Source organism: Streptomyces yangpuensis (genome assembly GCF_024666385.1).
Taxonomy (GTDB): domain Bacteria; phylum Actinomycetota; class Actinomycetes; order Streptomycetales; family Streptomycetaceae; genus Streptomyces; species Streptomyces yangpuensis.
The window spans coordinates 4,676,565-4,695,690 of record NZ_CP102514.1; the positions used below are offsets into that span (position 1 = coordinate 4,676,565).

23 protein-coding genes and 1 pseudogene are annotated in these 19,126 nt (G+C 69.4%); 18 read left to right on the top strand and 6 right to left on the bottom strand.

The window, feature by feature from the left end:
• Positions 1 to 5 precede the first annotated feature (5 nt).
• The 6 genes from NRK68_RS21510 to NRK68_RS21535 all read left to right on the top strand — a co-directional run bounded on the left by NRK68_RS21510 (position 6) and on the right by NRK68_RS21535 (position 3,817).
• A complete protein-coding gene (locus NRK68_RS21510) occupies positions 6 to 899 on the top strand; it encodes a DUF5936 domain-containing protein (RefSeq protein WP_183066761.1) in 894 nt (297 codons plus the stop codon).
• Positions 900 to 902: 3 nt separating this feature from the next.
• On the top strand, positions 903 to 1,589 hold the full coding sequence (locus NRK68_RS21515; RefSeq protein ID WP_183066760.1) for a response regulator: 687 nt from the start codon (positions 903 to 905) through the stop codon (positions 1,587 to 1,589).
• A 110-nt stretch (positions 1,590 to 1,699) separates the two neighbouring features.
• The gene (locus NRK68_RS21520; protein ID WP_257856457.1) at positions 1,700 to 1,948 is read left to right on the top strand and encodes a hypothetical protein; all 249 of its coding nucleotides are present in this window, start codon (positions 1,700 to 1,702) and stop codon (positions 1,946 to 1,948) included.
• Positions 1,945 to 2,571 (top strand): pilus assembly protein TadG-related protein, encoded by a 627-nt coding sequence (locus NRK68_RS21525; protein ID WP_257856458.1) that lies wholly within the window; start codon positions 1,945 to 1,947, stop codon positions 2,569 to 2,571. Before NRK68_RS21520 ends, NRK68_RS21525 begins: the two co-directional genes overlap by 4 nt.
• A 27-nt stretch (positions 2,572 to 2,598) precedes the next feature.
• Positions 2,599 to 3,177, top strand: coding sequence for a hypothetical protein (locus tag NRK68_RS21530; RefSeq protein ID WP_257856459.1), 579 nt, complete (start codon positions 2,599 to 2,601; stop codon positions 3,175 to 3,177).
• A 4-nt stretch (positions 3,178 to 3,181) separates the two neighbouring features.
• Positions 3,182 to 3,817 (top strand): OmpA family protein, encoded by a 636-nt coding sequence (locus NRK68_RS21535; RefSeq protein ID WP_257856460.1) that lies wholly within the window; start codon positions 3,182 to 3,184, stop codon positions 3,815 to 3,817.
• Here NRK68_RS21535 and NRK68_RS21540 read toward each other — a convergent pair.
• Together NRK68_RS21540 and NRK68_RS21545 are read right to left on the bottom strand one after the other, a co-directional pair.
• Entirely contained in the window at positions 3,814 to 4,008 is a 195-nt protein-coding gene (locus NRK68_RS21540; protein WP_046779072.1) for a hypothetical protein, read from the bottom strand. The two genes, NRK68_RS21535 and NRK68_RS21540, sit on opposite strands and share 4 nt — an antisense overlap.
• A gap of 11 nt (positions 4,009 to 4,019) precedes the next feature.
• Positions 4,020 to 4,925 (bottom strand): helix-turn-helix domain-containing protein, encoded by a 906-nt coding sequence (locus NRK68_RS21545; protein ID WP_308296241.1) that lies wholly within the window; start codon positions 4,923 to 4,925, stop codon positions 4,020 to 4,022.
• Positions 4,926 to 5,134: 209 nt separating this feature from the next.
• Here NRK68_RS21545 and NRK68_RS21550 point away from each other — a divergent pair, with 209 nt between their 5' ends.
• Positions 5,135 to 5,638: an ATP-binding protein gene (locus NRK68_RS21550; RefSeq protein WP_257856461.1), complete on the top strand. Its 504-nt coding sequence runs from the start codon at positions 5,135 to 5,137 to the stop codon at positions 5,636 to 5,638.
• 36 nt (positions 5,639 to 5,674) lie between these two features.
• Here the strand turns inward: NRK68_RS21550 and NRK68_RS36950 are convergent.
• Both NRK68_RS36950 and NRK68_RS21560 read right to left on the bottom strand, forming a co-directional pair.
• Positions 5,675 to 5,854: pseudogene (locus tag NRK68_RS36950) on the bottom strand (hypothetical protein); the annotation flags it as partial.
• 66 nt (positions 5,855 to 5,920) lie between these two features.
• Complete coding sequence (locus tag NRK68_RS21560) at positions 5,921 to 6,451, bottom strand: TetR/AcrR family transcriptional regulator (protein WP_257856462.1); 531 nt, start codon at positions 6,449 to 6,451, stop codon at positions 5,921 to 5,923.
• A gap of 115 nt (positions 6,452 to 6,566) precedes the next feature.
• On the opposite strand from NRK68_RS21560, the gene NRK68_RS21565 reads away from it, so the two are divergent.
• From NRK68_RS21565 to NRK68_RS21595, 7 genes are all read left to right on the top strand, one after another.
• On the top strand, positions 6,567 to 6,977 hold the full coding sequence (locus tag NRK68_RS21565) for a nuclear transport factor 2 family protein (RefSeq protein WP_257856463.1): 411 nt from the start codon (positions 6,567 to 6,569) through the stop codon (positions 6,975 to 6,977).
• A 243-nt stretch (positions 6,978 to 7,220) separates the two neighbouring features.
• Positions 7,221 to 7,820 (top strand): hypothetical protein, encoded by a 600-nt coding sequence (locus tag NRK68_RS21570; protein ID WP_183066751.1) that lies wholly within the window; start codon positions 7,221 to 7,223, stop codon positions 7,818 to 7,820.
• A gap of 72 nt (positions 7,821 to 7,892) precedes the next feature.
• Positions 7,893 to 8,720: an alpha/beta fold hydrolase gene (locus NRK68_RS21575; protein ID WP_257856465.1), complete on the top strand. Its 828-nt coding sequence runs from the start codon at positions 7,893 to 7,895 to the stop codon at positions 8,718 to 8,720.
• 289 nt (positions 8,721 to 9,009) lie between these two features.
• Positions 9,010 to 9,864 (top strand): immunity 49 family protein, encoded by an 855-nt coding sequence (locus tag NRK68_RS21580; RefSeq protein ID WP_257856466.1) that lies wholly within the window; start codon positions 9,010 to 9,012, stop codon positions 9,862 to 9,864.
• Positions 9,865 to 9,897: 33 nt separating this feature from the next.
• Positions 9,898 to 10,764, top strand: coding sequence for an immunity 49 family protein (locus NRK68_RS21585; RefSeq protein WP_257856467.1), 867 nt, complete (start codon positions 9,898 to 9,900; stop codon positions 10,762 to 10,764).
• Positions 10,765 to 10,921: 157 nt separating this feature from the next.
• Entirely contained in the window at positions 10,922 to 11,674 is a 753-nt protein-coding gene (locus NRK68_RS21590; RefSeq protein ID WP_257856468.1) for a hypothetical protein, read from the top strand.
• Positions 11,675 to 11,837: 163 nt separating this feature from the next.
• A complete protein-coding gene (locus tag NRK68_RS21595; protein ID WP_257856469.1) occupies positions 11,838 to 12,824 on the top strand; it encodes a hypothetical protein in 987 nt (328 codons plus the stop codon).
• Between the two features lie 160 nt (positions 12,825 to 12,984).
• Here the strand turns inward: NRK68_RS21595 and NRK68_RS21600 are convergent, their stop codons facing one another.
• Positions 12,985 to 13,569: a TetR/AcrR family transcriptional regulator gene (locus NRK68_RS21600; RefSeq protein WP_183066744.1), complete on the bottom strand. Its 585-nt coding sequence runs from the start codon at positions 13,567 to 13,569 to the stop codon at positions 12,985 to 12,987.
• Between the two features lie 126 nt (positions 13,570 to 13,695).
• Here NRK68_RS21600 and NRK68_RS21605 point away from each other — a divergent pair, with 126 nt between their 5' ends.
• The 4 genes from NRK68_RS21605 to NRK68_RS21620 all read left to right on the top strand — a co-directional run bounded on the left by NRK68_RS21605 (position 13,696) and on the right by NRK68_RS21620 (position 17,601).
• Positions 13,696 to 15,339, top strand: coding sequence for an MDR family MFS transporter (locus tag NRK68_RS21605; RefSeq protein ID WP_257856470.1), 1,644 nt, complete (start codon positions 13,696 to 13,698; stop codon positions 15,337 to 15,339).
• 237 nt (positions 15,340 to 15,576) lie between these two features.
• Positions 15,577 to 16,410, top strand: coding sequence for a polysaccharide deacetylase family protein (locus NRK68_RS21610; RefSeq protein ID WP_183066742.1), 834 nt, complete (start codon positions 15,577 to 15,579; stop codon positions 16,408 to 16,410).
• A gap of 152 nt (positions 16,411 to 16,562) precedes the next feature.
• Entirely contained in the window at positions 16,563 to 16,892 is a 330-nt protein-coding gene (locus NRK68_RS21615) for a nuclear transport factor 2-like protein (RefSeq protein WP_183066741.1), read from the top strand.
• 85 nt (positions 16,893 to 16,977) lie between these two features.
• Complete coding sequence (locus NRK68_RS21620) at positions 16,978 to 17,601, top strand: hypothetical protein (RefSeq protein WP_183066740.1); 624 nt, start codon at positions 16,978 to 16,980, stop codon at positions 17,599 to 17,601.
• Positions 17,602 to 17,750: 149 nt separating this feature from the next.
• Here the strand turns inward: NRK68_RS21620 and NRK68_RS21625 are convergent, their stop codons facing one another.
• Entirely contained in the window at positions 17,751 to 19,037 is a 1,287-nt protein-coding gene (locus NRK68_RS21625) for an extracellular solute-binding protein (RefSeq protein WP_257856472.1), read from the bottom strand.
• Positions 19,038 to 19,126 lie beyond the last annotated feature (89 nt).

Below are 19,126 nucleotides of genomic sequence, written 5' to 3' on the forward strand. Positions count from 1 at the left end.
GGACGATGACGGCACTTCTCCTCGCTCTCGCCGTGGCCCTCTCGGTGTTCGGCGCCTTCCACGGCATCCGCCTCTACCGGGCGGACGTGAAGCTCCCCACCGACCTGGCCCTGGCCCTGGAGGTCGGCGCGACCCGTACGACGGCCGTCGGCTCGCTGGTCGACCGCATCGGCATCCGCTGGGCCCCGCTGGTCCTGCGCGCGATGGGCGCGAACCGGGTGGCGCGCAAGCGCCGGCAGATCGACATGGCGGGCAATCCGGCCGGTCTGACGATCGACCGGTACGCGGCGCGGCGTGCGGTGTACGGCGCCCTGGGCACCGTCGGCGCCTTCTCGATGCTGGTCAACGGCCAGCTGGTCGCGGCTCTGCTGATGGTGGCCTTCGGCCTGTTCTGGATCGAGGCCGGCCTGTGGTCGGCCATCCGGGTCCGCCGCGACCACATCGAGCGGACGCTGCCGGACTTCCTGGACGTCCTCGCCGTGGTGGTGAGCGCGGGGCTGGGCTTCCGGCAGGCGCTGGACCGGGTGGCGGGCAAGTACGAGGGGCCGTGGGCGGACGAGATCCGCATCACGCTCCAGCAGATGGACATGGGCGTCAGCCGCCGGCAGGCCTTCGACGAGCTGCGGCGGCGCAACGACAGCGAACAGGTCGCGCAGTTCGTGACGGCCCTCCAGCAGGGCGAGGAGCTGGGCTCCCCGATCGTCGACACGCTGATCGCGATCGCCGAGGACATGCGCCGTACGGACGCCCAGAACGCCCGGCGGCGGGCGGCCCGGGCCGTGCCGAAAGCGACGTTCGCGGTGACGATGTTCATGCTGCCCGGCACGCTCATCCTCCTGGTGTGCGGCTTCGTCTACGGCGCGAACGTCGACTTCGGTGCGCTGTTCGGGGGTGGCTGAGCGATGGCGCGGCTGAGCGTGCTCATCGCCGACGGGAACCCGGTCATCAGGGCGGGCCTCGCGGCCATCCTGGGCGCGGCCGCGGACATCGAGGTGACGGCCCAGGCCGCGGACGGCCGCGAGGCACTGAGCCTGACCCGCCGGCACGCGCCGGACGTGGTCCTGCTGGACGTCCGGATGCCGGGGGTGGACGGGATCTCGGCCCTGCCCCACCTGGTGATGCTGGCGCCCGTACTGATGGTCACGTACAGCAGGGAAGCCGAAATCGTCCGGGAGGCACTGCTGTTGGGCGCCGGCGGCTACCTGGTGCACGGCGAGTTCACGGCGGACGAGCTGCTCAGGGCCGTGCACGACGCACCGCTGGGCCGCCCCCACTTCACCCCGACGGCGGCGAGCGCCCTGCTGACGGAACTCAGGACCTCTTCGCATCCGCAACGAGATGTGGCACAGTCGTCGGAGCGGATGCACAACTCTGTTGTCTTCGGGCTGAGTTCCCGGGAGGTGGAGATCATGGATCTGATCGCGTCCGGAATGAGCAATCAGCAGATCGCCGCCACCTGCTTCATCAGCGAGAAGACCGTCAAGAACCACATCAACCGCATCTTCGCGAAGCTCCGCAGCGCCACGCGCAGCGAGGCGATAGCCCGCTGGCTGGGAACCGCCCGTCCAGGAGTGACCGGTCATGGGTAGACAGAGTGCGCAGTGGGTCCGTAATTGGGTCCCGGGACCCTTGGTCACGACTGGTGACTCGCCGTACCGTCCGCAGATCGACACCGGTACCGGCCCGGGAGGGAACCCCCATGTCACAGAACACGCTGCTGAAGGCCGCCGTGGAGGCGCGGATCAGGGTGAACGGATGGGCGGACACGGCCGTGACAAGGCTCCGCAACCGCCACGCCCAACAGGACCGCGGCCAGACGGCCTTCGAGTACCTGGGCATCATCCTGGTGGTCGTAGTGATCATCGGGGCGATCATCGGCACTGGCATCGGGCAGGCCATCACGACAAAGATTACGGCTGCCGTGGCAAGTATCACTGCAGGCAAGTGACCTGGCGCAGATCCGTCGACGGGGACTGCGGTCAGGCCTTCCCCATCTATGTCGTCGTGGTAGCGGCGCTACTCTTCGCTGCTTTGGCATTTTTCACCGTCGGTAAGGCGGCGATCGTCCGGAGCGATGCTCAGGGAGCTGCGGACGCCGCCGCACTTGCCGCGGCTCGAGAGGCCAGAGACACTCTGGCGCCCGGCGTGGACCTCGCCACTCTCTCGCCGGAGGCCTGGGAGCAAATTCTGAAGGGCAACCGCTTCGACGGTGCCGGTGCCTGCGGCGCGGCGCGGGACTTCGCTGCAAGGAATGAATCAACGGCAACGTGCAGTCGGGTAGGTCCCAGGTTCACCGTCAGGTCGGTGACGAATGGAACCGTGGGCGATTCGGTCGTTCCTGGGGTGAGCGGACGTCATGGTGAAGCCGAGGCCACCGCTGAGATCATTCCTCGATGCCACCTCAAGACCGGGGGGCCCGGGAGCGGCGGCGGTACCGTCCCGGAGCCCACACCGCCTGTTCTGATCGAATTCGAGTGCGCAGGAGGGAGCGTTGTCGCCTATAACCCCGCGCAATCGCGCCCGTGGCGTTCGCTGGCAGGGGCCCTGTTCGATGTCCGCCTGACCGACTGATGACCGAGAGACAAGGAAGCCCAGTACATGATTGTTCGGCACGCGGGTCGTGGGAATCTGGCTGTGGGGATGATGGCGATCCTCACCCTCGCCCTCACCGGGTGCGGGGGCGAAGGGAAGTCTGACAAGCCTGGGGCATCGACCTCGGCAAAGCCGCAGGCCGGTGGTGAGGCGTCTCCGTCTGGAGCAGGGAAGAGCGAGACTGCCCCGACTCAGGTCCTCGCCACGGTGAACGGCGAATCGGGGATGGTGTTGACAATCAACAAAGCTGCCCGGGATGCCGGGGGGTTTCTGACAATCGAAGGACAGCTGAAGAACAACGGCACCGCTCCGTATGTGAACACAGCGCCCTGGCGGGGAAACGAGCTGAACGCCAGTGGCGTTTCCGTGGCAGGAGTGACCCTGGTGGACAAGGCCGGCAAGAAGAGGTACTACGTGCTCCGCGATACTGATGGCCGGTGTCTCTGCACAACCGGTTTGAACATCATCGAAGCCAATCAGACGATGCCGTTCTTCGCGCAGTTCCCGGCACCGCCGAGCAGTACCGCAGAGGTGGACCTCAGCCTCCCTACTTTCGCCACGGCGACCGTCAAACTCTCCGGGTGACCCCATGACCAATCGCCACCGCATCTCCGCTGCAACAGGCGTAATCGGGCTCCTTCTCGCCGGCATCCACACAGCCGGGGCCGGCTCCGCACACGCCGATGACGTGAAGCCCTCCGTGCCCCCCGGCACGGAGCCGTCCGCCGCCGCGCCCGTGGCGATCGACTCCAACGCCCCCGGGCTGAAGATCCCGCAGGGCGGGACCCTGGCACCGGTCAAGGTGCTGGACATCGCCGAGGTCGTCGAAGACCTCGGTGGCGAGCAGCGGCGGCAGGAGACCAACGAGACCGTCATGATGGCGCTGCAGTCCGAGGTGCTGTTCCCCGAGGACAGCGCCGTCTTCAACGCGCAGGCGGCCGCCCGGATCCAGGCCATCGGCAACGAGATCAACCAGTCCAAGGCGACCCGCATCCGGGTCTTCGGTTTCACCGACGATCAGGGCAGCTACGAGCACGGCAAGGAGCTGTCCAAGCAGCGGGCCGACGCCGTGCACGCCGAGCTGAGCAAGACCGTGACGAACCCCGGCGTCGTCTTCGACGTCCGCGGGTACAGCGAGGACTACCCGATCGCCGACAACAGCACGGAGGAGGGCCGCAAGAAGAACCGCCGCGTGGAGATCACCTTCCCGCGCGGCGCGAGTTAGTCCAGCAGGTGGTCGGCCCGACCCGCCTTGATGTCCCGGATCAGGGCCTGGAGGGCCGCTCTGCTGTCGGTCAGCGGCCGGTCCTCCTGGCCGGCCACCGCTATGTAACTGTTGCCGTCCCCGTCCACCCCTATCCGGTAGCAGGCGTTTCCCTCTCCGCAGTACGGCGCTTCCCACTGGATGTCAGGCATGGCGGCCCCTCTCACAGTTCCTTGCTGATGGCTCGGATGAGATCACGCGAAGCCTCGGGGTTGAGTGTGTGATCGGCCATCCAGTCCAGATGGCTTCGATACTTGGCCAGTTGCTCCGCACCGTGCAGGAACTCCGGGCCGTGGGCCGAGTCGAGTTGCGCCGTGTCGAGCTGTGGGACCGATTCCTCGGCGTAGAACAGAGGGTGTCCCGCTCCCGGGAAGGCTCCTTGAGTGACGGGGATGACCCTGATGGTGATGTGTTCCGCCGTGCTCCGCTCGCAGATCCGATCGAGCTGACGCTTCGACACCTGTCGGCCGCCGAACTGCATACGCAGTGCTGCCTCGTGCACATAACCGGTGTACTGAACCGGATCTCGGCGGTCAAGGACGATCTGTCGCTCTTGGCGGTGGGCCACGCGCAGCTCCACGTCCAAGCGGGACAGCTGCGGCAGCACGGCGTTGAAGATGGCTCTGGAGTATTCCTCGGTCTGAAGCAGTCCGGGTACGTGAACGGCTTGCACCGTGTGCATCCGCGTGGCATGCCACTCCAGCTCTGCGATGTCCAGGAAGCCCGGTGCGAGCCTCTCGCGGTACTGATCCCACCACCCTCGTCGGCGACGCTGGGCCATGCCGAGCAGCGCGTCGATGTAGGGCTCGTCGGTACAGCCGTAGTTGGCGACCAGGGTGCGCAATCGCTCGGCGCTCAAGGTCCGGGCGCCCGCCTCGATGCTGGGGATCTTTCCTCGGTCCATGCCGACGAGTGAGGCCGCGAGTTCGGCGGACACGCCCGCGTTCAAGCGCATCCGGCGCAGCTCTGCTCCCAGTCGGGCCCGGCGATATGACGGCAGCGTCCTCGGTGGCATGTGGGAAGTCTGCACTCCGGCCCGCATGCGGTCCATTTCAGGAGCAGACCTCATGAATTTTGTGGTGCAGGCACCATTTTGATGCCCTACTGTGGGTGACGCACCGCTTACGTACGGCGAGTTGAAGTGCATCGCCCGGCCCTGCCCGGGGGACGAGCCACACCCGCCGCCCATGCCGCCTGTGAACGGTCCTCGTGAGCCCCTGTGCGCGTCGAGCTTCCGAAGCCAAACGTCTTTGCCCATCGACGACTTGGGAGCCGAAGTTGCTCACCCCGTACACCCACTCGTACACCGCCGCATCCGCCTGCCCCGTCGCCCCGGACCCCGGGACCGCCGGTCAGGCGGTCCTCGCGGAGGGGCTGTCGTGCAGCATGACCCTGCCCGCCTCGCCCCGCTCGGCCGGGATCGCCCGACAGGCCGTACGGGCAGCCCTGCGCGCCTACGCCCTCGACCCCCTGGAACCGACAGCCGTACAGGCCGCCTCGGAACTCCTCGGCTCAGCCTGGCGGATGGACCCGTACGGCGAGCTGTACCTGTCCGTCCGCTACCGCGACGACGAGCTGCGCGTCATCGTCTACGACGCGCACCCCACCCACACCCACCCCCGGCTTGCCGCGTTCTGCGAGGCCCGCCGCCGCTCCACCCTCCGGGTGTTCTCGGCACTGGTGCGCGACCACGGCGGAGACTGGGGCCTCGGGCCGTCCCGGGAGCCTGGCGGCGGGACCCGCGCGTGGGCGACGCTGCCCCACCGGCCGCTGAACGGGTGACGGCTTGAGGTGGGGCACGGGGGCGTTGCGGATGCCGGCGTTCGCCCACGCCTCGTCCGTGACCCCGCCCACGCCCGGCCCACGCCTCGCGCACGCCTCCTCCGTGACCCCGCCCGCCGCGTCGGCGATGCGCGTGCCCCGCTCTGTCACCTCCGGGGCCGCCCGCTCGGCGTCGGTGGACATGGACACCTTCGCCTCGCGCCAGGCCGAGACCAGGCACGGCACTGACGGAGCCGTGGCACGGAGGTGACCGCCGGACGCGGCACCCGCGAGTGCCTTGCGTCACTGCCGCAGAAGGACCTCCGCGACCTCGCGCGCCCTGAGGGCCGGTTCCGGGCCGGGGCTCAGAGCGGCCACCGTCGTCGCGCCCTCGACCAGGATCAGCAGCTGGTCGGCGAGCGCGGGCGGGGCCGCGTCCGGGACGAGTCCGGCCAGGAGGGCATGGAGCTCGGCCTTGTGGACGCGGACGACCTCCGGCGCGGCCGAGCCGAGTTCCCCGTACGCGTTGAGGAACGCGCAGCCGCGGAAGTCCGGCTCCGAGAACCACCGCGCCAGCCAGTCGAAGACGGCCAGGACCGGGGGCTGCGCGGACGCCGCCACCGCCTCGCGCAGGCTCGCCGTCCAGCGCCGGTCGCGGCGCTCCAGATATGCCGTGACCAGGGCATCCTTCGCCGGGTAGAGCCGGTACAGACGCTTGAGGGGGACGCCGGACGCGGTGCGGATGCGGTCCATGCCCACCGCCTGGATGCCGTGGCAGTAGAACAGCTCCTCCGCCGCGTCGAGCAGCCGGGTCCGTGCCTCTTCGTCGTCCATGAGGGCAGGGTAACCCGATATCGCTTGCGGTGAGAACGCCCGTTCTCCTAAGCTGGGCGGAGGGTCGGAGAACGACCGTTCTCCGACCTCCCCTTCCGGAAGGACGCAACGCACCATGACCCGTCCGCCCCTCCCGCCCTTCACCGACGCCTCCGCCCGCGCCAAGGTCCAGGCCGCCGAGGACGCCTGGAACAGCCGCGACCCCGAGCGCGTCGCCCTCGCCTACACCGAGGACTCCGTCTGGCGCAACCGCGACCGCTTCCTGACCGGCCGCGACGAGATCCGCGCCTTCCTCGCCGACAAGTGGGAGCGCGAGCTCGACTACCGGCTGCGCAAGGAGCTGTGGGCCTACACCGGCAACCGCATCTCCGTCCGCTTCGAGTACGAGTGGCACGACGCCTCCGGCCAGTGGTGGCGCAGCCACGGCAACGAGCAGTGGGAGTTCGACGACGACGGCCTGATGCGCCGCCGCGAGGCCAGCATCAACGACGTCCCGATCGCCGCGGCGGACCGACGGATCCTCTGAGGGCCCCCTGGGCGCGGGCACTCAGCCGCGAACCCGTGTCTGAGTACGCCCGCGCCTGGCGGCCGCCCCGACCGGCTGATACGGCGAGCCCGTCCGATTTCCGCAGGAGTGCCTCGTGAACTTGTGTTCGCCGTGAGGCCTGCTGTTGCGTAGGGCGAGGAGGCGGCGCCGGGGAGGCGCCGCCCGCCCCTGGAGCAGGCCTCGTTCGCGGCCCATGCCCAGGACACAGCACCGAGGAACCCGATGAAGCCACCGCGCGCCGTAGCCGCGCTGTTCGTCCTGGCAGCTCTCGTCGCGGGCTGCGGCCCGGGCGCCGACGGCGGATCGGCCAAGGGGGGCAAGGCCATGCATCTGCAGCAGGGCGCCGAGCGCGCCGATGCCATCCTTCAGGAGACCCTGGGGGCCGTACGGCCGGAGCTGAAGTGGAACCACGGCCCCGGTGGCAGCGCCGGCTGCACGAAGGGACTGGCAGGCGCCGCCACCGGCACCGGTGCCGCCGACCGGATCATCACGATCATGACGATCGTCTCCGAGCAGCGTCGCGACTCCCTCCTGGGGATGATCGAGCAGGCGTGGAAAGACCGCGGCTACACATTCACCCATGCGAACAAGAGCCGGAAGGTCCCCCGCATCCACGCGAGCACCCCGGACGGCTACAGCCTCTCGGTCGAGGTGGGCGGCGAAGGCCAGGTCTTTCTGCAGGCGGCCACCCCCTGCCTACGCGACACGGACGTCATGGAGCCCGCCACCAAGCCGAACACCCCGCAGCGCAAGGGGCCGTTCCCCCAGCGCCCCGACGAGCGGGACGAGTTCTGGTCGGCCACTACGCCCGCCCAGCAGTGACCCGCGTCTGAGAGGATGATCAAGGCTCTGCGGGGGAGGCCGGCAGGGCATCTCGGGCAAGGGGGACCAGGCATGGCACGGGCTCAGGTGAACGGCGTCGAGCTCTTCTACGAGATCCAGGGCGACGGGGAGCCGCTCGTCCTGGTCCACGGTTCCTGGACCGACCACCACAGCTGGCACGCCGTCCTGCCGCACCTCACCCGCGCCCACCGCGTGCTCGTCTACGACCGCCGCGGCCACAGCCGGAGCGAGCGCCCGCCGGGCCAGGGCACGCGGACCCAGGACGAGGACGACCTCGCCGCGCTCATCGAGATGCTCGGCGCTCCCGTCCACGTGGCCGCGAGCTCCTTCGGCGCCTCGGTCGCGCTCGGCCTCGCCGCCCGCCGCCCCGAACTGCTGCGCAGCCTCGCCGTGCACGAGCCGCCCCTGACCGCCGTCGTCGCCGGCGATCCGGAGCTCGACCGGCTGATGCGGGCCGCGCAGGCGCCCATCGACGCCGTCATGGCGGACGTGCGCGCGGGCGACTCCGAGGGCGGCGCGCGCCGGTTCGTCGAGGAGGTGGTGTTCGGGCCGGGTGCGTGGGACGGGATGCCGGACGCGGCCCGCCGGACGTTCGTCACCAACGCCCCCACCGCCGCCGACGAACAGGGAGACCCGGACTGGGACACCGTGGACCTCGCCCGGCTGGCCGGCTACACCGGCCCGGCCATGCTGAGCAAGGGCACCGACAGCCCGGCGTGGTTCGGCGCGATCGTCGACCGGATCGCACACGTGCTGCCCGGCGCACAGGCGCGGACCCTGCACGGCGAGGGCCACGTCCCCCACCTCACGGCCCCGCAGCGCTACGCCGACAACCTCCTCGCCTTCCTCGCCTCGACGGCCTCCGCAGACCGCTCCTGACCGGCCGTCCACCGGATGCGTGCCACGAGTTCCGGCACGTGAACGCACCTGGCGGTTTGTCATGGGTAGGTCACACCAGGCCCGTTCCTCCATGCGTTGCTGATGCGATGTATGTTGACTGCAGTGGTCATACTGACGGCTGATAGCGCAGCCGCTGGAGGGCGAGTTCCAGGGGCAGGGCAAGGTCGCGTTCGACTCGTTCAAGCTGTGTGCGGACGGGATCGCGAAGGAGCTGAACGCCTCGCTGGCAGCGCTACCAGCGATTCGACCTCAGTAAGAGGAGCCTCCCGTGACCGTCACCGTGAGTCGGCATTTCACGCCAGGTGCCATAGAAGAGGAGTGGGCGGAGCGTCTCTGGGCGAGTCTGGCTCGGGACATCGACGAGCTGGAGGAGTACCCGAATTCACTCCCCATGGTGTTCAACGACGCGCTCCTGCACCTCGGGGCGCGCTGCACCGTGGATCCGAGCGCGGAGCGGCTGGAGACATGGGAGGCCCTGGTCAACACGCTGCAGCTCGGGTCGGCCGTATTCGCCACCGTGTGCGCGGACGAAGGCACCGTGGAGTGTCGGATCAACCGTGAGATGCGCACACTGTCGGCCGAAGGCCCGGCAAGCTTCGCCGACCTCGGCACGTGGCTGACCACCTTCTGGATCGCCATGGTGTGCCGCGATCGGGAACGGCTGAACGCACTTGCGGAGGTTCCACTCAACCGCATCGCATCCAGCGGCTACGACATCTTCGTCTGGCATTGGGTGGACGCTCTCCAGACCTACTGGCTTCAGGGCCCCGACTTGGTGGAGAAACTCACCCTCGCCGTCGAGATGTCACAGCCCGAAGCCGCCACCCTCACCCCGCACGGCCTGCTCCAGACCGTGCTGGCACCGCCCATCAACCTCTTCTACCTGCTGATTACCAACAACCCCGACGGCTTCAGCGAGTTCCTCGTACAGTCACTCGAACTCCACCAGGCCTACTGGACCGTCGACGAAAAGCGAGCGGAGAAGCCCGACGGACACCTCGCTCTGGCCCCTCTGGCCCTCGCCTGCCACGCACACGACGCCGGAATTCCCATCAACGTGGAGTCGGGATACCTTCCCCGCCATCTCCTCACTGGCGACTGGGTGGGCGAGTTCCCGACGTAACACGTGTGAAGATCGACTGATGAGATGAGGTGTATGGTCACGCACATTGCTCGACACGGCTTCGCCACGGTCAACGTGAGCGAGACCATGGCGCCGGTGCTCGAGGGAGCAGAGGAGGCCCTGGCGGGGCTCGCGAGGTCAGAGTTCGACCGATACGACGCGCTCACGCTGACGCTCGCGGCAGCGAAGTGGCACTGCCTCGAGGATCCCGTCGCGGACCGGTTCACGACGTGGAAGGCGTGGATCCTCGCCATGCAAACCGGGTCGGCGCTGTTCGCCGCAGGGCAGGCCACCGAGGGCACCGTGACCTGTCGGATCGGCGTGAACGGCGAGCAGCGAGAGTTGCCGGCGACCGGACCGCGGGAGTATCTGCACGCCGGGAACTGGCTCACCTCGTTCTACCTGGCCGCGGTCTGCCGCGAGAACAGCCGCGTGCACCGGCTCGCGCAAGTTCCGCAGTCCCTTCTGCGTGCTTCTGATGCGGACTTTGACGAATACATCTATGCGTGGATCGAGACCATCCAGCACCACTGGCACGGCCGGCAGGAGACCTGGGACACCCTCGTCCGTGCCGTCGACGGCACAGATCCTGCGAATGCGCGGATCGCCGGCGCGGAGCTCATGCTGAAGATCCTTTATCCGCCGATCAATCTCTTCCACCGCTACGTCACGCGCGAGAACGACCTGTTCAACGAAGCCCTGGTCGACGCATTGAACTGGCACAAGGAGTACTGGACAGCGAACGAGGGCCGGGCACGGAGCGGCGAGGGCCTGGTAGCCCTCGGGCCGCTCGCCATCGCCTGCATGGCCCGTGATGCCGGCATGCCGATCGAGGTCGAGTCCGCGTACCTGCCGCAGGAACTTCTGCAGTTCGGCTGGGTGGGCGAGGTGGACGCCTGACCACCGGCGCCGCCGCTTCCGCCGCGTGGCTCTGTCGACCTGAAATCCGCAGTCCTGCGAGTGCGTTCGAGCGGGCGCCGACGCCGGGCCTCTCCGACATCGACGAGGTGATGGCAGCCCTCTTCCAGGAGCTGTGATCGAAGGGAAGCGGGCTCAAGTGACCGAACCGGCCGCATACGTCATGCTGAACCGGCTCCGTGCGGTGGAGTGGGTCGGTGGCTGGGACCACGTGCTCGCGCGTGTCAGGTCCCGGCGCATTCTCATGCGCGAGTATCTGAGGCGCGCCGCCCTGTGGGCGCAGGAGTATGCGGCCGACAGCGCTTGGCCCTTCTTCGACGTCACGCAGTACGTCGACCCGGAGTTCCGTCCTTCCCCCGGAACGGCGGCTGAGCTCCAGGCGTTCCTGAGCCGCGTGCCGGGTTCGGAGATCAGGGAGACCTGTGCGGGCGCCGTGCGCCTGGCGGACATGCGCGAGCGGCACCCGGCCGCGTTGCCCGACCTGCCGGACCTCTACGAACCGGTGGTCCTGTTCTACGAGCGGGGCGGGGAGTTCGTACGGGACAACGCAGGCGGCCTCGACCTGACCGGGGTGTCCTTCCGTCCGGGAACCCCGCAGGGGAACCTGCGCACTCCGCCCTTCCTGGCGGTCGGCGAGACGGTGCTCGACGCTCTGGACACCAAGGGCCGTGTCTCGTACTACGCCGCCGACGGGGGCCGGGCTCCCGTCATGCGCCGCCGCGTCGTGCGGGGCGAGCGTCATGATGAGGTGTTCGGCCCGGACCTGCGCTGGGAGCCGACGGAGCGGCTCCCGGAGAGGGAAGAGGCCGTCAAGGGCGCAGGCCTGGTCCCGCTGGACGAGATCGCTGCGGCCGAACTCATCGGCGACGCGGTGGGCCGGGCGTCCCGATAGCCGGGACCCGGGCCGCGCGGGGGTGACCTGGAAGAAGGCGGCCGTGACACGGTGAAGGGCAGTTCCGGCGCCTCGCGCCAAGGGGCGGGACCTTCGTCATCCGGCTCGACGACGGAACGCTGGTCGTTCCCCCGGGCTCAAAGACCGATCCGAAGGACATGCTGTGATCACCACCGATCCTGTGGGCGAATGGTTCTGGGAGACGACGACCGCCGTTTCCGGGCAGCAGGGTGCGGACCGGGCGCTCCGTCTCTTCGACCGGATCCATTCCCTCGGTTCCGGCCTCGGTCTCGTCGACGGCTGGGGACACGGGGGAGTCAAGGTCGTCACGCTGCAGGCGCCGCGGGAGACGCGGTACGCGTGGGAGGGCAACGGCCGCCTCGACGGCGCGGTGGAGGAGAGCCGGGCGTGGTTCGACCATGACGCGACGCTGCACCTGTGGAGCGTGCTGCCCGGCACATGGCTGGACTCCGACGGCGGGGCGCACCGCTCCGAGCGTCTCTTCGCACTGCGGCTGCTGCTCTGGCCCGGCGGGCACACCGTCGTGTCGCTGGCGGCGTACTCCGACGCCTGGATGACCCTGGACCTGAGGGAGCGCCCGCAGCCCGAGGTCGCCGCGGCGAACGCGCCGCGTCTGGCATCCCTGTTGAGCGGCGTTTCCGAGCTGCTGGGAGCCGAGGTCGATCCCGGGGATCCCACCTACTACGGCAGGCCCACGGCCTCCGGTTTCGAGGACCTCTCGGAGGAGGGCGCCGACTACACCGACCCCTGGAACACTTTCGCCGTACCGGCCAGATGGCGGCGCATGCTGCGCCTCCTGCCGAAGGGATACCAGGAACAGTCCTACGAGGCGTTCACCGAGGGCCGGGTCCAGTACATCGAGGTTCGCCGGAGCGGTGGCACCGTGGGCGTGCTCTGGGCGGGCAAGGACGGCAGCGCGGGATACGAGCCGCGCCCCGCGGCCGGGGAGATCGCCTTCACCGCCGGTGTACCCCTGCTCCTGGCTTTCGCCGAGGCGCGTCGAGCCGGGTCGGCCGCACTCGACGCCCTCGCGGCGGCGGCACGGTCGGAGTCCGGACCGTCGGGGGCCGATGCCGAGATCCGTGACGCGCCCTCGCTCGACGCCCTGCAGGAATGGGCGGGTGGCTGAACCCCCCGTGCCCGTTCCTGTGAGCGGGTTGGCCGTCCGTGCGGACGACGGGGACGGGCCCCGCCCTGACAGGTGTCCTCTCCGGGGCCGGCCGCCGCCCTGCACAGGCCGGTCCCGGACCCCGGTCGGGCGTCGCCCTACGGGCGGGACCGGCCCTGGCTCACGACTCCTCCTCGTGGTGGGCCTGCGTGATGAGGTCCGTGGCGACCTCCAGGGCGGCCAGCCGGGTTTCCTCCGGGTCGCCCTCGACGTGCTGGAGGAACATCATCCCGGCGTGCAGCGTGAACAGGGCGCTGACGCAGCGCACCTGGTCCGTCAGCGGGCCGTCGTCCGTGCGCAGCAGCTCCACCAGGCGGTAGAGCCGCTTCTTCACCGTGTCGCCGATGCTCAGCTCGCGCGTCGTCGCCTGGTTCTCCTGCATGAAGCGGTACAGCGCGGCGCCCGCCGCCATCGCCTCGCTGTAGCGGCGCAGCACCTCGCGCTTGGTCTCCAGGGTGCGCGGCTGCTGCTCCGCCCACTTGATCAGCTCGTCGATGGGACGTGTGACGTCCTCGAAGAGGCTGATGATGATGTCTTCCTTGGTCTTGAAGTGGTAGTACAGCGCCGCCTTCGTGACCTCCAGCCGCTCCGCGATCTCGCGCAGCGACGTCTTCTCGTACCCCTGCTCGACGAAGAGCTCCAGTGCGATGTCCTGGATGCGCTGGCGCGTGTCGCCACGACGGCGCTGCGGACTGCTGCTGGACATGACTCTCCTCGATCTACTTACTTGACGCCCGGCAAGTTACGGGTCTACCGTCCCCAGTGTAGTGAACTAGCCGGGCGGCAAGTAAGTGCCGTTCCGGCAGGTAGTGCCCAGGGGAGTGGACAGGAAATGGTGGAGACAAGCAAGCCCGCGGCGGAGACCTCGCAGGAGGTGAAGCCACGCAGCGTGCGGGTCGTCCTCATGGCCCTCATGATCGCAATGTTGCTGGCGATGCTCGACAACATGATCATCGGGACGGCGATGCCCACCATCGTCGGCGAGCTCGGCGGCCTGGAGCACCTGTCCTGGGTGGTGACCGCGTACACCCTGGCCACGGCCGCCTCCACCCCCATCTGGGGCAAGATCGGCGACATGTACGGCCGGAAGGGCTCCTTCCTCACCTCGATCGTCATCTTCCTGATCGGCTCCGCCCTCAGCGGCATGGCCCAGGACATGGGCCAGCTCATCGGCTTCCGCGCGGTCCAGGGCCTCGGCGCCGGCGGTCTGATGGTCGGTGTCATGGCGATCATCGGTGACCTGATCCCGCCCCGGGAGCGCGGCAAGTACCAGGGCATGATGGCCGGCGTGATGGCCCTCGCCATGATCGGCGGCCCCCTCGTCGGCGGCACCATCACCGACCACATGGGCTGGCGCTGGTCCTTCTACATCAACCTCCCCCTCGGCGCCGTGGCCCTGGCCATGGTCACCGCCGTACTGCACCTGCCCAAGCCGGCCGAACGGCAGCGCCCGAAGATCGACTACCTCGGTGCGGCACTGCTCACCGTCGCGATCACCTCCACCGTGCTCGTCACCACGTGGGGCGGTACCGAGTACGCCTGGGGCTCCGCCGAGATCATCGGCCTGATCGCGGTCGGCGTGCTGACGACCGCCGCGTTCCTCTACGTGGAGACCAGGGCGGCCGAGCCGGTCATGCCGCTGCACATCTTCCGCAGCCGCAACTTCACCCTCATGTCGGTGATCGGCTTCCTGGTCGGCTTCGCCATGTTCGGCGGCGTGCTCTACCTCCCGCTGTTCCAGCAGTCGGTCCAGGGCGCCTCCGCCACCAACTCGGGCCTGCTGCTCCTGCCCATGCTGCTCTCGATGATGGCCGTCTCGCTCGTCGCCGGACGCGTCACCACCAACAGCGGCAAGTACAAGATCTTCCCGATCGTCGGCGGCGGCCTCATGGTCGTCGGCATGTTCCTGCTCGCCACCATGGACACCGGCACCACCCGCCTCGTGTCCGGCCTCTACATGGCCGTCCTCGGCGCCGGGCTCGGCTTCCTGATGCAGATCACCATGCTCGTCGCGCAGAACAGCGTGGAGATGAAGGACATGGGGGTCGCGTCCTCCTCGGCCACCCTCTTCCGTACGCTCGGCGGTTCCTTCGGCGTGGCCCTGATGGGCTCCCTCTTCGCCTCCCGGGTCACGGACACCATGTCCGAGCGCCTGGGCCCGGAGGCCGCCGGGGCCGCGGGCTCGGCGCAGTTGGACGCGGCGAGCCTGGCCAAGCTGCCGGAGGCCGTGCGCGAGGCCTACCAGCACGCGGTGGCCGCCGGCACGCACTCCGCGTTCCTGCTCGGCGCGGCCGTCGGCGTACTGGGCTTCCTGGCGGCCTGGTTCGTCAAGGAGGTCCCGCTCCGGGGCGCCGGCCCGGCCCTCACCGATGCCGAGTCCGTCCCGGCCGACCCCGAGTCCGCCCCGGCCGACCCCAAGTCCGCCCTCGCCGACCCCAAGTCCGCTCCCGCGGCGCAGGAATCCCTCGCGCACTGACCCCGCGGCGTACGAGCCCGGCCCCGGTGGACCACGTGTCCGCCGGGGCCGCTCGTTTTCCGCCACGCCCGTCCGGGAAGGAACGGTGGGCGATCAAAGGCCAAAGTCCCATCAGCCCCATCGGTCCTGTCAGTCCCATTACGGGGAATTTATGGCCGATTTGACTGGAACTCCTCTGTGGCGGCCAACGTCCTGATGCACAGAACGCTCGCACAGCGGATGGGGAGGGGACGGTTCATGAGTTCCTCGTACACGAACAGGAAAGGCGTCCGGGCCGGTGCGGCCGTCGTCGCGTCCGCCGTCGCCGTGGCGGCGGCCGCCTGGGGAGTCGCGACCCTCGTGGAACCGGGAAGCGCCGGCGCGGCCTCCCGCCAGAGCGTGTCCGGGCCGAACGGGGCCGACACCTCGGGCGGCGGCGGGGCCGGCCGGCCGGGCCCCGGCCAGGGCATACCCGAGGGCATAGCCCACTCCTCGGAGAGCGGCGGCAACACCGTCAACATCACCATCGACGACGGCCCCGACCCCCGCTGGACCCCGCAAGTGCTCGACGTACTGCACAAGTACGACGTCAAAGCGACCTTCTGCATGGTCGGACCCCACGCCAAGGCCCACCCCGACCTCGTCAGGAAGGTGGTCGCGGCCGGCCACCGGCTCTGCGACCACACCATGGACCACGACACGACCATGGACAAGAAGCCGGTCGACTACCAGGAACGGCAGATCCTGGACGCGAAGAAGCTCATAGAGGAGGCCGCGGGCAACGGCGCGAAGGTCGAGTACTACCGGGCCCCCGGCGGCGCGTTCACCCCCGACAGCCGTCGTATCGCCGCGGCGAACGGGATGCGCCCGCTCGGCTGGAACGTCGACACCAAGGACTTCCAGAAGCCGGGCACGGCCGCCATAGTCGACGCCGTCAAGCGCGAGATCGGCAACGGCCCGACGGTCCTCTTCCACGACGGCGGCGGCAACCGCGCGCAGACCGTCGAAGCCCTCGACCAGGTACTGGCCTGGCTCCGGGACCAGGGCCGGCCGACCGGCTTCCCGGTCCGCACCGCCCCCGACGCCCCGTGAGCCGCGCCCCGCGGCCCGCCCGCCCCGACGCCCCGTGAGCCGCTCCTGACACGCCGTCCGGCGCGCGAACGGGTGAGGGTCGCCGGAGCGGCCCCGCCCGCGTTGTTACCTGGTCGGGCACCGACGAACGTACGCCCGACCAGGAGGCTCCTGTGGCCATCGCCCCCGGCAAACTGTCCGACCCCGTGGTCGGCGCCCTCGTCGCCGCCGTCAACGCGCACGACAAGGACGCCTTCCTGAAACTGCTGACCGCCGACGCGACCATGTCCGACGACGGCTCGGACCGCGACCTCCACGAGTGGATCGACCGGGAGATCTTTGACTCCAGCGGCCACATGGACGTCCAGTCCGAGTCCGACGGGGGCCGCGCCCTCGTCGTCAACTACCGCAATGACACCTGGGGCGAGATGCGCACCGCCTGGCGCTTCACCATCGCCCCCGGCGGCGGCCGCATCAGCCGCTTCGAGACCGGCCAGGCCTGACCCGGCCCGGCCGGCCCGACTCCCGTACGGGTGAAAGGCCGGGCGACGTCGTTCCGGCCCGGGCAGGGGCCCCGTTGGGCCGGGCATGAAGCGCACCCGTACCGCCGCTCTCGCCCTCGCCACCGCCGCCGCGGCCCTCGCCCCCGCCCTCCTGCCACAGGCCACCGCCGCGGAGGGGGCGTACCTCCAGGACCCGGCGGGCGGCGAGAAGACCATGAAGTCGATGTGGACCGAGGACGAAATGCACAAGGTGGAGGGACAGTTCCGCTTCCACCCCGGGGTGCGCTACAAGACGGTCGCCCGCCCCGGGCACCCGGCCGCACCGGACCACGAGCGGAGGGTCGGCGACCCGAGGACGCTGGCATGGGAACCCTCGTACGAGTTCGCCTGGTCGGTGTCGGACTCGACGGTGGTGAAGAAGGCGCTGACGGTCAAGGAGGGCGAGCACCCGATCGTCGTGCACGCCGTGCTGCGCCGCGCGGACCGGTCCGAGGTGGCGCAGGTGCGCAAGGAACTGACCGGGAAGCCGGCGACGGGGCGGGAGAAGGTCGCGGGGAACAAGCGGATCGCCTGTGACACCGGTGAGTACACGGTGGAGTGGTCGGTGACGCGCTCGGGCTACGGGACGCTCCACGGCTCCCTGCGCTGGAACTCCAGCTGCGAGCAGTACCGGACGGCGTTCTCCCAGGACCACGGGAAACAGCGCTGAGGCTCCCCGTCGGGGGCCTGTCGCCCCGCGCACCTCGTGAGTGCTCGGCGGGCGACCGGGCCGCGGCCTTGGATCAAGTGCCGTAGTGGCCATGGTGCCGCACTGGGTGGTCTGCGGCCCGGGTGGAAGGTCACGTGTCGTGGGGGACTTCAGTGCTTCTTGGAGGCCTCGGCGGCCTGCGCGGCGATGTCCTCCAGGACGCCCTTGGGGTTACCGGTCGGCTCCACGGCGCGTCCGATGTTGCGCTTGATGGTGTCGCTGACCGTCACCCAGGACGGGTCGTTGACCGGGTAGAGCTGGGCGCCGCGCAGCGCGTTCAGGAACTGCTGGTCGTTCTTGTCGAGCCCGCCGCCCGCCGGGGTGCGCGAGGCGGTCACGGTGGACGGCAGCAGGTGGTAGCGGCCCGCGAAGTCCGCGAGGTTCCTGTCCTGGTAGACGAAGTCCAGGAACTTGCCGATCTCCGCGCCCTTGCCGTTCTGCTTGAAGGCCATCATCCAGTCGGCCACGCCGACGGTCGGCGGGGTCTCCCCGGGGCCGAGATCGTCCGACACGGGCATGGTGGTGGTGACGACGTTGATGCCCTTGGCGCGCGCCTCGTGGGCGAGCGCGGGGTAGCCGTTGAGCATGCCGACCTCGCCGCGCGTGAAGGCGGCGAAGGCGTCGGCCCGGTTCAGCTGGGAGGGGGCCGTGGCGCCCGTGTACCCGGTCGCGACCATGTTCTCCTTGACCCATTCCCAGGTCTTGATGTTCTGGTCGGAGGCCAGGCTGTAGTTGCCGCTGCTGTCGGCGTAACCGCCGCCGTTGCTCAGCTCCCAGATCAGCGCCTCGGCGTGCGCCTCCTCCGGTCCGAGCGGCAGCGCGTAGGGGTACTTCACGCCCTTGTCCTTGAGGGCCTTGGCGGCGGCCTTCAGGTCGGACCAGGTCTTGGGGGCCTCCTTGACGCCGGCCTTGGCGAACAGCGCCTCGTTGTAGAAGAGCAGGCGGCTGCTCGCCACGAACGGCAGGCCGTAGAGGGTGCTGCCCACCGAGCCGGCGTCGGCCAGCGGCTGGAGGAAATTCGCCTCGGCGGTGACCGAGAGGAGTTCGTCCGCGGGGTAGAGCTCGCCCCGGGCGGCGAAGTCCGAGTAAGAGCCCATGAGCGCGATGTCGGGCGCCTTGCCGGCCTTGACCATGCGGGAAACTTCGCGGTCGATGTCGGCCCACGGCAGGAGCTTTACCTCGACCTTGATTCCCGGGTTCTCCTCGGTGAAATCAGCCGTCACCTTGTCCCAGAACGGCTGGGAACTGGTGGCCGGGCTGTCGCCGTATTCGGCGGCCACCAGCTGCAGCGTGCCCTCGCCACCTGCGCCGTCTCCGGAACCGCCGCATCCGGCCAGTGGTATCAACAGGCCGAGCACGGACGCGGTCGCGGTCGTGCCGAAAATTCTCCGTCGCACGGGTGTATTCCCCTGAATTTCTTTTGTGTCTCGTTATTACTTATGGGTTGCTCCGGGCAGGGTGATCCCTCGATGGCCCGTTGGCCGGA

Coding starts and splice junctions, on each gene's coding strand:
- NRK68_RS21545 (WP_308296241.1), bottom strand. CDS start 4,925: ATGAGGTCTGCTCCTGAAATGGACCGCATGCGGGCCGGAGTGCAGACT.
- NRK68_RS21585 (WP_257856467.1), top strand. CDS start 9,898: ATGGTCACGCACATTGCTCGACACGGCTTCGCCACGGTCAACGTGAGC.
- NRK68_RS21575 (WP_257856465.1), top strand. CDS start 7,893: ATGGCACGGGCTCAGGTGAACGGCGTCGAGCTCTTCTACGAGATCCAG.
- NRK68_RS21530 (WP_257856459.1), top strand. CDS start 2,599: ATGATTGTTCGGCACGCGGGTCGTGGGAATCTGGCTGTGGGGATGATG.
- NRK68_RS21515 (WP_183066760.1), top strand. CDS start 903: ATGGCGCGGCTGAGCGTGCTCATCGCCGACGGGAACCCGGTCATCAGG.
- NRK68_RS21570 (WP_183066751.1), top strand. CDS start 7,221: ATGAAGCCACCGCGCGCCGTAGCCGCGCTGTTCGTCCTGGCAGCTCTC.
- NRK68_RS21560 (WP_257856462.1), bottom strand. CDS start 6,451: ATGGACGACGAAGAGGCACGGACCCGGCTGCTCGACGCGGCGGAGGAG.
- NRK68_RS21565 (WP_257856463.1), top strand. CDS start 6,567: ATGACCCGTCCGCCCCTCCCGCCCTTCACCGACGCCTCCGCCCGCGCC.
- NRK68_RS21535 (WP_257856460.1), top strand. CDS start 3,182: ATGACCAATCGCCACCGCATCTCCGCTGCAACAGGCGTAATCGGGCTC.
- NRK68_RS21610 (WP_183066742.1), top strand. CDS start 15,577: ATGAGTTCCTCGTACACGAACAGGAAAGGCGTCCGGGCCGGTGCGGCC.
- NRK68_RS21605 (WP_257856470.1), top strand. CDS start 13,696: ATGGTGGAGACAAGCAAGCCCGCGGCGGAGACCTCGCAGGAGGTGAAG.
- NRK68_RS21620 (WP_183066740.1), top strand. CDS start 16,978: ATGAAGCGCACCCGTACCGCCGCTCTCGCCCTCGCCACCGCCGCCGCG.
- NRK68_RS21540 (WP_046779072.1), bottom strand. CDS start 4,008: ATGCCTGACATCCAGTGGGAAGCGCCGTACTGCGGAGAGGGAAACGCC.
- NRK68_RS21520 (WP_257856457.1), top strand. CDS start 1,700: ATGTCACAGAACACGCTGCTGAAGGCCGCCGTGGAGGCGCGGATCAGG.
- NRK68_RS21600 (WP_183066744.1), bottom strand. CDS start 13,569: ATGTCCAGCAGCAGTCCGCAGCGCCGTCGTGGCGACACGCGCCAGCGC.
- NRK68_RS21510 (WP_183066761.1), top strand. CDS start 6: ATGACGGCACTTCTCCTCGCTCTCGCCGTGGCCCTCTCGGTGTTCGGC.